The following is a 14,091-nucleotide window of genomic DNA, read 5'->3' as shown; positions in this document are numbered from 1 at the left end:
CGGGCGACGGGGTGTGACGGGGGTCACGGGAACTCGGGGCGGTCGCGGCGGCAGCCAACAGAGGTGAGCACTCCTATGCGCACCCGGGTACGGGCCGGGGATCCGAGCGCCTTCGCCGAGCTGTACGACAGCCATGCCCGCGCGGTCTACAACCACGCGTTCCGGCTCACCGCCGACTGGTCGGCGGCCGAGGACGTGATGGCGGAGACCTTCATGCAGGCCTGGCGGCTGCGTGACCGCGTCGACGCCGAGGGCGGCTCCCTGCGGCCCTGGCTGCTGGGCGTCGCCACCAACGTCGCCCGTGGCCACCACCGCAGCGACCGGCGCTACCGGGCCGCCGCGACCGCCGCCGCCGAGGCCGAGACCGCACTGCCCGACCACGCCGACGAGGTCGCGGGCCGGCTCGACGACCGCCGGCGGATCGCGGCCGCGCTGCGCGCGCTGGCCCTGCTGCGCAGACCGGAACGCGAGGTGCTGGCGCTCTGCCTTTGGGAGGGCCTGGAGTACACGGCGGCGGCCGAGGCCCTGGGCGTCCCGGTCGGCACGGTCCGCTCCCGCCTCTCCCGGGCCCGCGCCAAACTGCGCAGACTCACCGACGCCCAACTCGTCGACGAGAAACGGGAACTCGGCCCGCCGGATCGTCAGACAAGAGGAGAACACACTCACACGATCCGGCCCGTATCGGAAGGAAGCCGATGAAAGCGACACCGTCCCGGCAGAGCCCGGCCGAGTGGGAGGAGACCGCGTCCCTCCTGCCGCAGACGGCGCGCGACCTGCCGACGGGCCGTCACCAGTTCCACAAGGAGCGTCTGATGGCTCGCATCCAGCAGGACCTGCAGCAGGGCGACGGCACCCGGGAAACCGGGCGCATGACCCCGGCGCCGCACGACCCGTCGCCGGCCCGCCCGAAGGCCCGCCGGTTCCGCCTGCCCCGCCCGGCGATCACCCTCCCCGCCATGGCCCTCGCCCTGGCCGGCGCGGTCACTGTCGGCTCGATCATGAATGACGGAAACGGCGTCCAGAGCGACGGCCTCGCCACCGGACCGGCGCTCACCACCCAGCTCGGCACCCCCACCACCCAGGGCGTGCCGCAACTGCTCGACGAGATCTCGCTCGCGGCGGCCGAGGCCCGCAACCCGGTGATCAAGCCGGGTCAGTACGTCTACATCGAGTCGAAGTCCGCCGACACCTACGTGCGGCACGACGGCGACAAGGCGTCCCTGGAGAGCCACGCGCTGCACCGGCGCCAGATCTGGCAGTCCGCCGACGGCACCAAGGGCTGGCTGATCGATCCGGCCGTCAACGACGACCCGGCGGGGGAGACCCTCAGCCTCCCCGACGAGCAGGGCAACACTCCGGTGGCGGGCCTGAACAACCCGTCGTACGACTTCCTCACCAAGCTCACCACGGACCCCGACCGGCTCCTGGCGATGATCTACAAGGCCGCCGAGGGCCACGGCAACAGCCCCGACCAGCAGGCCTTCACCACCATCGGCGACCTGCTCGGCGAGTCCTACCCGCCCACCGAGCTGTACTCGGCCCTCTTCAAGGCCGCCGCGAAGATCCCCGGAGTCGTCGTGGTCCAGAACGTGAAGGACGCCATCGGCCGCCCCGGCGTGGCCGTCGCCCGCCTGGACGAGACCAGCGGGGCGCGCGAGGAGTGGATCTTCGACGCCAGGTCCCATGTCTTCCTCGGCCAGCGGGAGGTCCAGGTGAGGGCGAGCAAGGAGGACGGGGGACTGGTGACGCCGGGCACGATCAACTACACGAGTGCGATCGTGAAGCGGGCGGTGGTGGACGGGATGAGGGAGGTCCCCGGGCAGGGGAGCTGAGCACGTGACGGGGCGGGGCACGCGGGTGGCGTGCTCCGCCCCGTCAGGGTTGGGCGCTGTGGAGCGGAGGCCGTCAGTTGTAGGGCTTGACGAGCCTCATCGGTTCGTACGGCCAGCTGGTGGAAGAGTCGGTCCAGCCGGCGAGGCCGCCCTTGAAGGTGGCGTCGGGCCCGGACCAGTTCCAGGTCCAGGTCTGGACGGTGCTGTTCTGCTGGCGCAGGGCGGCCAGGTCGTCGTGGCCGTCGCCGTTGAAGTCGCCGGTGGCGAGCTGGGTCTGGTTGATGTCCCAGCTGAGCTCGGCGTCGAGGGTGACCTTGGCGGAGCCGAACTGGTTCTGTCCGGCGACGGATGCGGCGAACATGGTGGGGACCTTGTCGCTGCCGTCGTTGTAGGCGTACCGAGAGGTCGAGGATTCCGTTGCCGGTGCGGTCACCGGAGGCGCCCAGGGAGGGGTAGTCAACCGTCTTCAAACCAGATGCGATCTTGGTGCGGGTGTTCGGGGCTCCCAGGTTGCGAGGTCGAGCTTGCCGCTGATGGGTTCCTTGGCGCCGTAGGAGCGGTAGAGGTCGCCGGTCGCGCAGGAGCAGGTCGCAGACGGTGTCGCCGTTGAGGTCGCCGGGGGAGAGCAAGGTGAACTTGTTCCAGTCGGCGCCGTTGCTGCCGGCGTGGGACGGGTGGGGTGCCACGTTGTCCAGGCGTCCCAGGCGGTCACCGTAATAGACCCAGAGCTTGCTGCCCTGCTTGACCAGGACATCGGGGAAGGAGTCGCCGTTGAGGTCCCCGTCCCTTCACAATGGGCCTCTACTAAATCAGGCGGCGAGGGTGGAAACCCGATCGGGTTCTCGCTCAGCGGCACCATCGTGAGCGCCCTCACCCAACCGGACGGGACGGCCCTCGTTGCGACGAGCACGGCTCAGGGCGAAATTGCAGTCCACACATGCGCTCTCCGCACCCTCTAACCTCGAATCTTGCACGAGGGTCCGCCAACTTGCTGACAGACCCTTTCTGATGGTTCAGAGCGAAGATTTCTGCTTGCGGTCTGTCTGATGGCCCGGCTGTCGCGCCGGGTGGGCGCCGGATTCCACGGCTCCGGGGTGTGCTGTTGGTAGGGACGGGATGCTGCTGGTCAGCCAGGGTTCGAGAAGGCGTCGAGACGAGTGAGCGCGCTGGAGGCGTCCCACCGACAGCTCGTCCTGCGGGGACGCCCGGAAGGCAGGCTGGACGGGATGGTGGAGATCGAGTTCCTGGACGTGCTGGGGATGAAGGTGAAGTCCCAGTACCGGGAACTGCGGATCTCCGCAGCGCCCGACGGCGCCGAGACCGACGAGTTCGTGGGCATCCCGGAGAGGCACAGCTCCAGGTACGCCACCCTGATCGTCACGGACGGTTCGGGGGACGGGTTCGTTGTTTGCGGCGGCCTGCGGATCAACGAGGGCTGACGTCCACGCACTCGAACCACACCACCTTCCCGCCCCCGCCCGTCGGCGACACCCCCCACTTGTCGACCACCGCGTCCAGCAGGAAGAGGCCCCGCCCGCTCTCCGACTCCGGCTGCGAGTCGGCCGGGGTCGGCAGAAGCTGGCCGTAGCCGTCCGTCACCTCCACCCGTACCCCCGCCCCCTGCCTCAGCAGCAGCACCGTGCAGCGACGGTCCGGGACGTGGCGGACCACGTTGGCCACCAGTTCCGTCAGCGCCAGTTCGACCGCGTCCGTCAGGGACTCCAGTGCCCAGTCCACCAGGAGGGAGCGGGCGATGTGGCGGATGTGGTGGGCCGAGTGGGCGCCGGCCGTCAGGGTCAGGCGGTACTGGGCGATGACGGGGGAGGCGAGGACGGAGGGGAAGTATTCGTTCACGGGACGAGGGTGACCTGGTCCAACTACTCTGGGCCACCGGATGGATACAACCCGTCCAGGTGTGAGCAGTGCTGCGTGAAAGGGGCCTCGCGTGACCCACATCAACGTCCTTGATCCCGGCGCCTCGCCGCTCGACTACTACGGGTTCGAGCTGCGGCGGCTGAGAGAAGCCGCCGGGCTCAGCCAGCGGCAACTCGGGGACATCCTCAACTACACCGGGTCGTTGGTGGGGCAGATCGAGACCGCCAGGAAGGTCCCGACCGTCGAGTTCAGCGAGCGGGCGGATGCGGCCCTGGGGAGCGGTGGCCTGTTCTCGCGGCTCGTCGCGCTCGTGCTTCGTAGTCAACTGCCGTCGTGGTTTCAGCAGGTCGCCGAGGTTCAAGGGCGGGCCACCGAGATCTGTGCTTTCGAGACGCACATCGTGCCGGGTCTTCTTCAGACCAGGGCGTACGCGCGTGCCGTGCTCGGTGTGCTGGACCGGACGGACCTCGACGACCGCGCCACCGTGCGCCTGGACCGCCAGCGCATCTTCGAGAAGCGTGAACCGCCGGTCTACTGGCTGGTGCTCAGCGAGGCCGCGCTGTGTCAGGAGATCGGTGGCCCGTCGGGTATGCGGGAGCAACTGGGCCACCTGTTGTCCTTCGAGGACAACCCCCGGATCAACATTCAGGTGCTGCCGTTCTCGGCGGGCGCGCATGCCGGACTGCAAGGCTCGTTCGACCTCTACCGCTTCGCGAGCGACCCGGCCATCGTCTACACCGAGGGGTACGGCAGCGGGCATCCGAGCGCCAATCCGGACACCGTCAAGGACTGCTCCCTCCGTTACGATCATCTGCAAGCCGCCGCGCTTTCCCTCAAGGACTCGGCGGAGCTGATGCGGCGCTTGATGGAGGAACGCTATGGAGAACAACGCGACTCTGGCGGGGATCCTGTGGCGTAAGTCCAGCTACAGCGGCGACCAGGGCGGCAACTGTGTCGAGGTCGCCGACCTCCCCACCGCCGCCGTAGCCGTCCGCGACTCAAAGACCCCGGCGGGCCCGGTCCTCACTCTCCAGCCCGCCGCCTTCACCGCGTTCCTCTCCTGGGCCGGTGGGTCTACAACCGCTGAATGATCGTCCCGGTGGCCAGCCCGCCCCCCGCGCACATCGTGATCAGCGCGAACTCCTTGTCCGTGCGCTCCAGTTCATGAAGTGCCGTCGTGATCAGGCGGGCGCCCGTCGCTCCGACCGGGTGCCCGAGGGCGATCGCGCCGCCGTTGACGTTGACCTTGGCCAGGTCCGCGTCGAAGACCTGGGCCCAGCTCAGCACCACCGACGCGAACGCCTCGTTGATCTCGACGAGGTCGATGTCCGTCAGGGACATGCCCGCCTTGCCGAGCACGGCGCGTGTCGCGTCGATCGGGCCGTCCAGGTGGAAGTGGGGGTCCGCGCCGACCAGGGCCTGGGCCACGATCCTCGCCCTCGGCTTCAGTTTCAGGGCTCGCGCCATCCGCTTCGACGCCCACATGATCGCCGCCGCGCCGTCGCTGATCTGCGAGGCGTTGCCCGCCGTGTGCACCGCCCTCGGCATGATCGGCTTCAGGCCGGACAGGGCCTCCATCGACGTGTCGCGCAGGCCCTCGTCCCGGTCCACCAGGCGCCACATGCCCTGGCCGGCCGCCTGTTCCTCCTCCGTCGTGGGGACCTGGACGGCGAAGGTCTCGCGCTTGAAGCGTTCCTCGGACCAGGCGACCGCCGCTCGCTCCTGCGAGAGCAGGCCGAGCCTGTCGACGTCCTCCCGGGTCAGCCCCCGGTGCCTGGCGATACGTTCCGCCGCCTCGAACTGGTTCGGGAGGTCGACGTTCCACTCGTCCGGGAACGGCTTTCCGGGGCCGTGCTTCGAGCCCGAGCCCAGGGGGACCCTCGACATCGCCTCCACGCCGCACGAGATGCCCACGTCGATCACACCCGCCGCGATCATGTTGGCCGTCATGTGGCCGGCCTGCTGCGAGGAGCCGCACTGGCAGTCGACCGTCGTCGCGGCCGTCTCGTAGGGGAGGCCCATGGTCAGCCAGGCGGTGCGCGCCGGGTTCATGGACTGTTCGCCGGCGTGGGTCACCGTGCCGCCGACGATCTGTTCCACGGCGTCGGCGGGGATGCCGGTGCGGCCGAGGAGTTCGCGGTAGGTCTCGCCCAGGAGGTACGCGGGGTGCAGATGGGCGAGCGCGCCGCCGCGCTTGCCGATGGGGGTGCGGACGGCTTCCACGATCACGGGTTCGGCAGCCATGGGTGCGGATCCTCTCGGGGGGCGGCTCTCCTCCGGCATGACGGACCAGGGCCTGTCGTCCGGATCGTGCCGGCGTCGCGGTGTCCGGCACGCACCTCTGCGGCGTCGTCGTCGGTTGCCGACGCTCCGCGTCGGCGCCCTGCTCCGCCCTGCAGCCGCACGCACCGGACCCCGCGAACGACGGGCCCCAGCAGAACCAGCACGCGAACCGGCAGAACTAGAACACGTACTAGTTCTCTGGTGCAGTCTGCGGACGTGACGTGGGTCACCGCAAGGGTCTTGCAGCCTTCAGGTGACTGAACTACCTTCGCTGCACTCTGTTTCTGATGGACCGTCAGCAAACGACGCCCGCAGAGCCGCCCCCTGGCTGGAGCCGCCCATGCCCTGTCCAGCGCTTCCCGACGGGTTCGACTTCACCGACCCCGACCTGCTGCAACACCGTGTGCCCCTCCCGGAGTTCGCCGAGCTGCGCCGGGCCGAGCCGGTCCGCTGGATCCCGCAGCCGGGGAACGTGGCCGGGTTCCGGGACGAGGGGTACTGGGCGGTGACCCGCCACGCCGACGTCAAGTACGTCTCCACCCACCCGGAGCTCTTCTCCTCCACCCTCAACACCGCCATCATCCGCTTCAACGAGCACATCCGGCGCGACTCGATCGACGCCCAGCGGCTGATCATGCTGAACATGGATCCGCCGGAGCACACCCGGGTGCGGCAGATCGTGCAGCGAGGGTTCACGCCCCGGTCCGTCCGGGCGCTGGAGGAGCGGCTGCGGGCCCGGGCCGTCGATATCGTCGGCGCCGCGCGGGAGCTCGAAGGGCCCTTCGACTTCGTCACCTCCGTCGCCTGTGAGCTGCCCCTCCAGGCCATCGCCGAGCTGATCGGCATACCCCAGGACGACCGGACCAGGATCTTCGAGTGGTCCAACCGGATGATCGCGTACGACGACCCCGAGTACGCCATCACCGAGGAGGTCGGCGCCCGGTCCGCCGCCGAGCTCATCACGTACGCCATGAACATGGCCGCCGAGCGGAAGCGGTGCCCGGCGCACGACATCGTCTCCACGCTGGTGGCCGCCGAGGACGAGGGCAACCTCAACTCCGACGAGTTCGGGTTCTTCGTGCTGATGCTGGCCGTCGCCGGCAACGAGACCACCCGTAACGCCATCACGCACGGGATGCACGCCTTCCTCACGCACCCCGAGCAGTGGGAGCTGTACCGGCGGGAGCGGCCCGCCACCGCCGCCGAGGAGATCGTGCGGTGGGCCACCCCCGTCGTCGCCTTCCAGCGGACCGCGACGCAGGACACCGAACTGGGCGGGAAGACGATCAGGAAGGGGGAGCGGGTCGGGATCTTCTACGCCTCCGCCAACCGCGATCCCGAGGTGTTCGACCGGCCCGACGTGTTCGACGTCACCCGGGATCCCAACCCCCACCTGGGGTTCGGCGGGGGCGGGCCGCACTTCTGCCTCGGCAAGTCACTCGCCGTGCTGGAGATCGACCTCATCTTCAACGCCGTCGCCGACGCCATGCCCGGGCTGCGGCTCGTGGAGGATCCCCGGCGGCTGCGGTCCGCCTGGATCAACGGGGTGAAGGAGCTGCGGGTCAGCGCCGGCTGACGGGCGCCGCGGAACGGGCGGAGGGCGGCGGTGCCGTCGGGGAGCGGGCGAGAGCGGCGGTGCCGTCGGGGCAGACGAAAGCGGCGGTCCGGGGATCAGGGACCGCCGCTTTCGCGTCAGGGGGAGGCCGTGACTCGGCCGGGGGAGGCTGTGGCTGGATCAGTACCAGCCGTTCGCCTGCCAGAAGGACCAGGCGCCGGCCGGGCTGCCGTAGCGCTCGTTCATGTAGTCGAGGCCCCACTTGATCTGGGTCTTGGGGTTGGTCTTCCAGTCGGAGCCGGCCGAGGCCATCTTGGAGCCGGGCAGGGCCTGGACCAGGCCGTAGGCGCCGGAGGAGGCGTTGGTGGCGTCGATGTCCCAGCCGCTCTCGTGCTCGACGATCTTGCTGAACGCGTTGAACTGGGCGGCGTCCGGGATCATCTTGTGCGCGATCGCCTTGGCCTCGGAGGCGGAGGTCACGGCCGTGGGGGCCGCCGCCTGGGCGGGCGCCGCGGTCAGCGCCATGCCGGCGGTGGCGGCGGCCACGGCGACGGCGGTGAGGGTCTTCTTGGGGGAGGCGATGCGGCGGATGACGGAGACGGACACGAAAGAACCTTTTCCTCGGGGGCGGTGGGTCGCCTGCATGCCGGAGTCACGTGGTGCGTGGCCGCACCGCGTGAGGTGCGGTGGGTGGCTGCATGCGTCGGCGCCGAGGCCTTTGGGGCTCGTCGGCGCCGTGCGACGTCATCCAGAGAAGCAGGCCGGGAGGGCGTCCGCAATGACCCCTTTTACTAGTTGTGGCCGCATGTGGGGTGAAGGTCGCTTGTGTGACCTGGCTCTCAAAGTGCAGGTCAGGGCTGGTATCTGCATGTACATGACGTTCGAATTGTCCGACTATCGACCTTCGTAGGTGACCTGCGTCATGTGGGGTGCTTCACCGCTCCGCGACACCCTTCTCACCCGGCGCGTACGCGTGCTCACGAGCGCGGCGCCTCGAATGTGACCGGCGCCTCGAAAGCCGCCCGGCGCGTGGCGCGGCGCAGCGCGCGCAGGACCGCCGGGCCCAGGGTCACGGTGAGGACGACGGTGACGACGGCCCGGCCCAGATCCCAGCCCAGGGAGGTCGTGACGCAGTACGCGACGAAGCGGGCCAGGTTCGCGGCGACCGCGCCGTCCGGGTCGAAGGCGATGCGCGAGGCCAGCTCGCCCATGAACGGCCAGCCGGCCAGGTTCATCACCGTGCCGTAGGCGAACGCGGCCAGGAAGCCGTAGACGGCGAGGAGGGCCAGTTCCGTACGGCCGCGGAGGCGGTCGGCGCCCGGCAGCAGGCCCGCGCCCATCGTGAACCAGCCCATCGACAGCATCTGGAACGGCATCCACGGGCCCACCCCGCCCGTGAGCAGCGCGGACGCGAACATCGTGAGCGAGCCGAGGACGAAGCCGAAGCCGGGGCCCAGCACCCTGCCGCTCAGCACCATCAGGAAGAACATCGGCTCGATGCCGGCGGTCCCGGCGCCGAGCGGGCGCAGGGCCGCCCCGGTCGCCGCCAGCACCCCCAGCGCCGCGACCGCCTTCGCGCCGAGTCCCGACTCCGAGATCGTCGCCGTCACCACCGCGACCAGGAGCACCAGCAGGCCGGCGAAGAGCCAGGGGGCGTCCTGGGCGTGGGCGTTCAGGGTGGAACCGGGCGGAGCGAGGAAGGGCCAGGTGAGGGAGACCGCTCCGACCGCGCTGACCAGGGCGAGGGCGGCGAGGGAGCGGGGGCCCAGGCGGACCGCCCGCGCCTGCCGCTGTACGGCGGGCGGCTGTCGTCGCACGGCGGGCACCTGTCGTTCCACTGCGGTCATGCGAGCGCCTCCCTCACCTGCGCCACCGTGAGCCACTCCTGCGGGGCGAGGATCTTCGTCACCTGCGGGGCGAAGGACGGGGAGGAGACGACGACCTCCGCCGTCGGGCCGTCCGCGATCACCTCGCCCTCGGCGAGCAGGACGACCCGGTGGGCCAGCTCGGCGGCCAGTTCCACGTCGTGCGTGGCGAGCACGATGGCGTGACCGGCGGCGGCCAGCTCGCGCAGCACGGCCACCAGACGGGCCTTCGCCGCGTAGTCCAGGCCCCGGGTCGGCTCGTCGAGGAGGAGCAGGGGCGGGCGGGCGGTGAGGACGACGGCCAGGGCGAGCGTCAGGCGCTGGCCCTCGGAGAGGTCACGGGGGTGAGTGTCGTCGGCGATGCCGGGGAGCAGGCCGGTGACCAGGGCGCGGCAGGTGCCGGGGGCGGCCCGCGCGTCCCGGTCGGCGGCCTCGCACTCGGCGGCGACCGTGTCGGCGCAGAGCAGGTCACGGGGTTCCTGCGGGACCAGGCCGACGCGGCGGACCAGGTCGCGGGGCGGGGTGCGGTGGGGGACCGCGCCGCCGACGCGGACCGTCCCGGCGGACGGTTCGACCAGGCCGACCAGGGTGGTGAGGAGGGTGGACTTGCCGGCGCCGTTGCGGCCCATGAGGGCGAGGGTCTCGCCGGGGGCGACGGTGAGGTCGACGTGGCGGAGCGCCTGGACGCGGGCGCGGCGGACGGCGAGGGCGCGGACCTCGGCGGGGTGCGCGGGCGCGGGCGGGGACGGCCTGCGGCGTCGGAGGGCGAACGCCGGGCGCGCGGGCGCGTGCGGCTCGGCGGCCGGTGGAGGAGTGGGCGCCCCGCCTCGGTCCGGCACCTTTCCGGCCAGGCGTCCGCGCAGGCCACCCGCGCGTCGCCGGGCGTCGCGGACGGTCAGCGGCAGCGGGGACCAGCCCGCGGCCCGGCCCAGGTCCACCACCGGCGGGTACACCGGGGACACGGCCATGATCTCGGCCGGGGTGCCCAGCACCGGGGCCGCGCCGGGGGCGGGCAGCAGGGCGACCTGGTCGGCGTAGTGCAGGACGCGCTCCAGGCGGTGTTCCGCGAGCAACACCGTCGTACCGAGGTCGTGGACGAGGCGGAGGAGGACGGCGAGGACCTCCTCGGCGGCCGCCGGGTCGAGGGCGGAGGTCGGTTCGTCGAGGACGAGGACCCTGGGGTGGGGGGTGAGGACCGAGCCGATCGCGACGCGCTGGCGCTGGCCGCCGGAGAGGGTGGCGAGGGGGCGGTCGCGGAGCCCGGCCAGGCCCAGGAGGTCGAGGGTCTCCTCGACCCGGCGGCGCATCACGGCCGGGGGCAGGCCCAGCGACTCCATGCCGTAGGCGAGTTCCTCCTCGACGGTGTCGGTGACGAAGTGGGCGAGCGGGTCCTGGCCCACCGTGCCGACGACGTCGGCGAGTTCACGCGGCGTGTGGGCGCGGGTGTCGCGGCCGGCGACCGTGACCCGGCCGCGCAGGGTGCCGCCGGTGAAGTGCGGGACGAGACCGGCGACCGCGCCGAGGAGCGTCGACTTGCCGACGCCGGACGGGCCGGCGAGGAGGACGAGCTCACCTTCGGGGACGGTGAAGTCGACGTCCTGGATGGTGGGTTCCGGGGCACCGTCGTAGGTCACGGAGACGTTCTCGAAGCGGATCACGACGGCTCACGGCTCCTTGCGGCGTGCGGGGGCGAGGAAGGCGGGCAGGAGACCCAGGAGGATCGCCGCCGCGGGCCAGAGGGGGAGGGTGGGGGCGGCGAGGGGGACCACGGTGGGGCGCAGGGCCGTGGGGTCCGCGGAGCCGGCGAGGACGAGGAGGGCGGCGACCGCGATGCCGGACGCGGCGACCAGGCAGGTGCGCGGGGTCCAGCGGTCGGGGCGGTAGCGGGTGCGGGGCGAGCGGCGGCCCCCGAGGTGGAGTCCGGCGAGGGCCGCGGTGAGCCCGGCGAGGAGCAGCGGGAGGCCGTAGCCGCCACCGGCCGCGGTGAGCAGGCCGTACGTTCCCGCGCAGACGCCGAGCAGGCCGCCCAGGGTGAGGGCGGCGGTCGTACGGCGGACCGGGGCCGGGACGTCGGCGGTACGGCCGTAGCCGCGGGCGTCCATCGCCGCGGCGAGGGCGACGGAGCGTTCCAGGGCGCCCTCGAGGACGGGCAGGGCCACCTGGAGCAGGCCGCGCAGACCCTTGTCGGGGCGGCCGCGCAGGCGGCGGGCGGCGCGCAGACGGTGGACGTCGGCGATGAGGTGCGGGGCGAAGGTGAGGGCCACGACGACGGCGACTCCGGCCTCGTACAGGGCCCCGGGGAGGGACTTCAGCAGGCGGGACGGGCTGGCGAGGGCGTTCGCGGCGCCGACGCAGACCAGCAGGGTGGCCAGGCGCAGGCCGTCGTACAGCGCGAACAGGACGCCCTCGGCGGCGACCCGGCCGCCGAGCCGGATGCCCTGCGCCCAGGCCGGGAGGGGCACTTCGGGGAGGGTGACGATCACGTGCGTGCCGGGGACGGGGGAGCCGAGGGCCACGACGAAGACGAGACGGATGACGAGGACCGCCAGGGCGAGGTGCAGGAAGGCGGAGTAGGAGCGGGACCACGGCGCGTCCGGGCGGCAGGTGACGACCACGTACGCCGAGGTGGTGAGCAGGAGCGCGAGGAGGAGGGGGTGGGTGGTGCGGGTGGCGGCGGTACCGAGGGCGAGGGCCCACAGCCACCAGGCTCCCGGGTGGAGTGTCCCGTGACGGGAACCGTCAGCCATTCCCGCGCCGCCGCGCCTGCCACACCGCTGCCGCCGCCAGGGCCGCGACCAGGGCCCCGCCCGCGTACACCCCCACGGACGGACCGGCGTCCCCACCGTCCCCGCCGTCGTCCGCCGACGGCTTGCTGCCCGAGGTGACCTGCTCCCCGCAGCCCGCCTTCGGGTAGCCCGCGATCGCGCACAGCAGGGCGTTCGTGTCGTAGCGCAGGGGCCCCGCGACCGAGGCCAGGGCCTCCGCCGTCGTCGCGTCCTCGGGGACCCGGGCGCAGACCGCGCGGGAGGCCGGCGGGGTCTCCCCGGCGGGGGCGTCGGCCTTCGTGCCGAAGTCGAGGACCAGCGCCACCCGCTTCGCCCCCTCCCGCGCCGGCGTCCTCGCGCAGATCACCGCGAAGGACGTCATGCCGCGCGGCTGGGCCGCGTCCTGGGAGTTCTCGCTGACGGCGAAGCGGAAGCCCTGGACGGCGCCGTCGGCGGGGCGGGCCGTGGCGGGGCCCTCGGTGGCGTAGGTCCAGCGCTCGCCCGCACGGTCCCAGAAGGACCAGTAGCGGTAGCCGGTGGCCTCGGCCCGGCCGGGGCCGGCCAGGATCAGCAGCAGCGCGGCGAGGGCGAGGGCGGCGGCGCGGCGTATGACGGTCACGGCTGCTGCTTCCTGCGGCCGCTGATCAGGAAGCCGATGCCGATGCCGGCGACGAGGAAGACACCGATGGTCCACCAGGTGCCGTAGCCGTCGTCGGAGTCGCCCTTGACGGAGTCGTCGTCCGGCGTCGGCGCGGTCGCCTCGCCGGTCGCCTTCCCCGTGGCCTCCGGCGTCGGTCCCGTCGCGTTCAGGGCCGCCACCAGGTCGGTGCCGCCGAAGGCGCGCGGATCGGTGCCGGTCGCGTGGGCCGCGAAGATCAACTGGGCGTAGGCGGCCGGGCCGCTCTGCTTCGCCCAGGCGGCGGAGTGCTGCTCGAGCCACGCCAGCGGCTGCCGGGCCCGTTCGGCGCCGCCCTGCGCGGCGAGGGCCACGACGGCGTCGGCGGTGTTGCCGTGGTCCGGCTGGTTCTCGGCGCCGGGGAGCACCGAGGTCAGGTACCCGTCCTTCGCGACGGCCTTCGCCAGGTACGCGGCACCGTTGGCCGCGGCCCGCTGCGGGGTCGGGCCGCCCGCGTCGGCGCAGGCCGCGGCGTCCGTCTTCGCCCCCGCCGCGGGCGCCAGGCCCTTGCCGAGCGCGCCGAGGACACCCGCGGCCGTCGCGTCCGCGTTGGCCGCCGGGGCGCCCTTCGGGTCCGGCTGGTAGGCGAAGGCGCCCGCGCCGGCGCCGTCGCAGGGAAGGGCGAGTTCCACCAGGGCGTCGTACGGCGACTTCCCGCCCTTCTCGACCCGGGCGGGCTTCTCGCCGGCCGCCGCCAGGGCCCCGATGACGACGGACGTCGAGTTGGTGTCGCTGGCGCCGCCGGGGGTGTATCCCCAGCCGCCGTCCGCGTTCTGGACGGACTTCAGCCAGGTGACGGCCTTCCGCGCCGCGGCCTCGTGGCCGCCGAGGGCCGCGAGGGCCTGGACGGCGGCGGCCGTGCTGTTGGTGTCGACCATGAGCTTGGCGTCACAGGCCTTGGCGGGATCGGCGCGGAAGGCGGCGAAGGCGCCGTTCGCGCACTGCTGTCCGGTCAGCCAGTCCACGGCCTCGGCCGCCGGGGTCACCCCCACCGTGTCCTGCGCGAGCAGCGCGAGCGACTGGCGCCAGACGCCGTCGTACGTGGGGTCCGTGCCGCCGTACAGGCCGGACGGGATCGCCACCGAGGGGGTCGGCGACGGGGACGCGGCCACGGCGGGCGTGGCGGCGCCGATCACTGCGGTGGCGGCCAGGACCGCGGCGCTGCGGCGGACGTTCATGATCGGCGGGTGCCTCTCCCTGTCAGGGAGCCGGGCAGCACGGGACACCCCGGCGGCTCGGC

Annotated in this window: 15 protein-coding genes and 1 pseudogene; 6 read left to right on the top strand and 10 right to left on the bottom strand. The window is 72.4% G+C overall.

Annotated elements, in window-relative coordinates:
* The first annotated feature begins 75 nt into the window (after window positions 1-75).
* Complete coding sequence (locus ACIBBD_RS01740; RefSeq protein WP_399417260.1) at window positions 76-699, top strand: RNA polymerase sigma factor; 624 nt, start codon at window positions 76-78, stop codon at window positions 697-699.
* Window positions 696-1,832, top strand: a complete 1,137-nt coding sequence (locus ACIBBD_RS01735; RefSeq protein WP_399417259.1) for a CU044_5270 family protein — start codon at window positions 696-698, stop codon at window positions 1,830-1,832. Before ACIBBD_RS01740 ends, ACIBBD_RS01735 begins: the two co-directional genes overlap by 4 nt.
* Window positions 1,833-1,905: 73 nt before the next feature.
* Here the strand turns inward: ACIBBD_RS01735 and ACIBBD_RS01730 are convergent, their stop codons facing one another.
* Window positions 1,906-2,265 (bottom strand): FG-GAP repeat protein, encoded by a 360-nt coding sequence (locus ACIBBD_RS01730; RefSeq protein ID WP_399417258.1) that lies wholly within the window; start codon window positions 2,263-2,265, stop codon window positions 1,906-1,908.
* Window positions 2,266-2,425: 160 nt separating this feature from the next.
* Window positions 2,426-2,599, bottom strand: a pseudogene (locus ACIBBD_RS01725) (hypothetical protein); the annotation flags it as partial.
* 390 nt (window positions 2,600-2,989) lie between these two features.
* Between ACIBBD_RS01725 and ACIBBD_RS01720 the strand changes: the two are divergent.
* Window positions 2,990-3,271, top strand: coding sequence for a hypothetical protein (locus ACIBBD_RS01720; RefSeq protein ID WP_399417257.1), 282 nt, complete (start codon window positions 2,990-2,992; stop codon window positions 3,269-3,271).
* Here the strand turns inward: ACIBBD_RS01720 and ACIBBD_RS01715 are convergent.
* Window positions 3,258-3,686: an ATP-binding protein gene (locus ACIBBD_RS01715; protein ID WP_399417256.1), complete on the bottom strand. Its 429-nt coding sequence runs from the start codon at window positions 3,684-3,686 to the stop codon at window positions 3,258-3,260. The genes ACIBBD_RS01720 and ACIBBD_RS01715 overlap by 14 nt on opposite strands.
* Before the next feature lie 91 nt (window positions 3,687-3,777).
* Between ACIBBD_RS01715 and ACIBBD_RS01710 the strand changes: the two genes are divergently transcribed.
* Entirely contained in the window at window positions 3,778-4,626 is an 849-nt protein-coding gene (locus ACIBBD_RS01710; RefSeq protein WP_399417255.1) for a helix-turn-helix domain-containing protein, read from the top strand.
* On the top strand, window positions 4,586-4,798 hold the full coding sequence (locus tag ACIBBD_RS01705) for a DUF397 domain-containing protein (protein WP_399417254.1): 213 nt from the start codon (window positions 4,586-4,588) through the stop codon (window positions 4,796-4,798). Before ACIBBD_RS01710 ends, ACIBBD_RS01705 begins: the two co-directional genes overlap by 41 nt.
* Here ACIBBD_RS01705 and ACIBBD_RS01700 read toward each other — a convergent pair.
* Entirely contained in the window at window positions 4,782-5,951 is a 1,170-nt protein-coding gene (locus ACIBBD_RS01700) for a steroid 3-ketoacyl-CoA thiolase (protein WP_399417253.1), read from the bottom strand. The two genes, ACIBBD_RS01705 and ACIBBD_RS01700, sit on opposite strands and share 17 nt — an antisense overlap.
* Window positions 5,952-6,330: 379 nt before the next feature.
* On the opposite strand from ACIBBD_RS01700, the gene ACIBBD_RS01695 reads away from it, so the two are divergent.
* Window positions 6,331-7,566, top strand: a complete 1,236-nt coding sequence (locus ACIBBD_RS01695; protein ID WP_399417252.1) for a cytochrome P450 — start codon at window positions 6,331-6,333, stop codon at window positions 7,564-7,566.
* Between the two features lie 159 nt (window positions 7,567-7,725).
* Here the strand turns inward: ACIBBD_RS01695 and ACIBBD_RS01690 are convergent, their stop codons facing one another.
* The 6 genes from ACIBBD_RS01690 to ACIBBD_RS01665 form a co-directional block, all read right to left on the bottom strand.
* Entirely contained in the window at window positions 7,726-8,151 is a 426-nt protein-coding gene (locus ACIBBD_RS01690) for a transglycosylase SLT domain-containing protein (protein ID WP_399417251.1), read from the bottom strand.
* A gap of 371 nt (window positions 8,152-8,522) precedes the next feature.
* Complete coding sequence (locus ACIBBD_RS01685; RefSeq protein ID WP_399417250.1) at window positions 8,523-9,392, bottom strand: ECF transporter S component; 870 nt, start codon at window positions 9,390-9,392, stop codon at window positions 8,523-8,525.
* The gene (locus ACIBBD_RS01680; protein WP_399417249.1) at window positions 9,389-11,068 is read right to left on the bottom strand and encodes an ABC transporter ATP-binding protein; all 1,680 of its coding nucleotides are present in this window, start codon (window positions 11,066-11,068) and stop codon (window positions 9,389-9,391) included. Before ACIBBD_RS01680 ends, ACIBBD_RS01685 begins: the two co-directional genes overlap by 4 nt.
* 6 nt (window positions 11,069-11,074) lie before the next feature.
* The gene (locus tag ACIBBD_RS01675) at window positions 11,075-12,157 is read right to left on the bottom strand and encodes a CbiQ family ECF transporter T component (protein WP_399417248.1); all 1,083 of its coding nucleotides are present in this window, start codon (window positions 12,155-12,157) and stop codon (window positions 11,075-11,077) included.
* Complete coding sequence (locus ACIBBD_RS01670) at window positions 12,150-12,794, bottom strand: SCO2322 family protein (protein WP_399417247.1); 645 nt, start codon at window positions 12,792-12,794, stop codon at window positions 12,150-12,152. The genes ACIBBD_RS01675 and ACIBBD_RS01670 overlap by 8 nt, the downstream gene beginning before the upstream one ends.
* Entirely contained in the window at window positions 12,791-14,029 is a 1,239-nt protein-coding gene (locus ACIBBD_RS01665) for a prenyltransferase/squalene oxidase repeat-containing protein (RefSeq protein ID WP_399417246.1), read from the bottom strand. The genes ACIBBD_RS01670 and ACIBBD_RS01665 overlap by 4 nt, the downstream gene beginning before the upstream one ends.
* Between the last annotated feature and the right edge of the window lie 62 nt (window positions 14,030-14,091).

Source organism: Streptomyces sp. NPDC051315 (assembly GCF_044455165.1).
GTDB lineage: Bacteria > Actinomycetota > Actinomycetes > Streptomycetales > Streptomycetaceae > Streptomyces.
The sequence above is the reverse complement of the archived record's forward strand: the minus strand, read 5'-3'. Positions and strand labels throughout refer to the sequence as shown.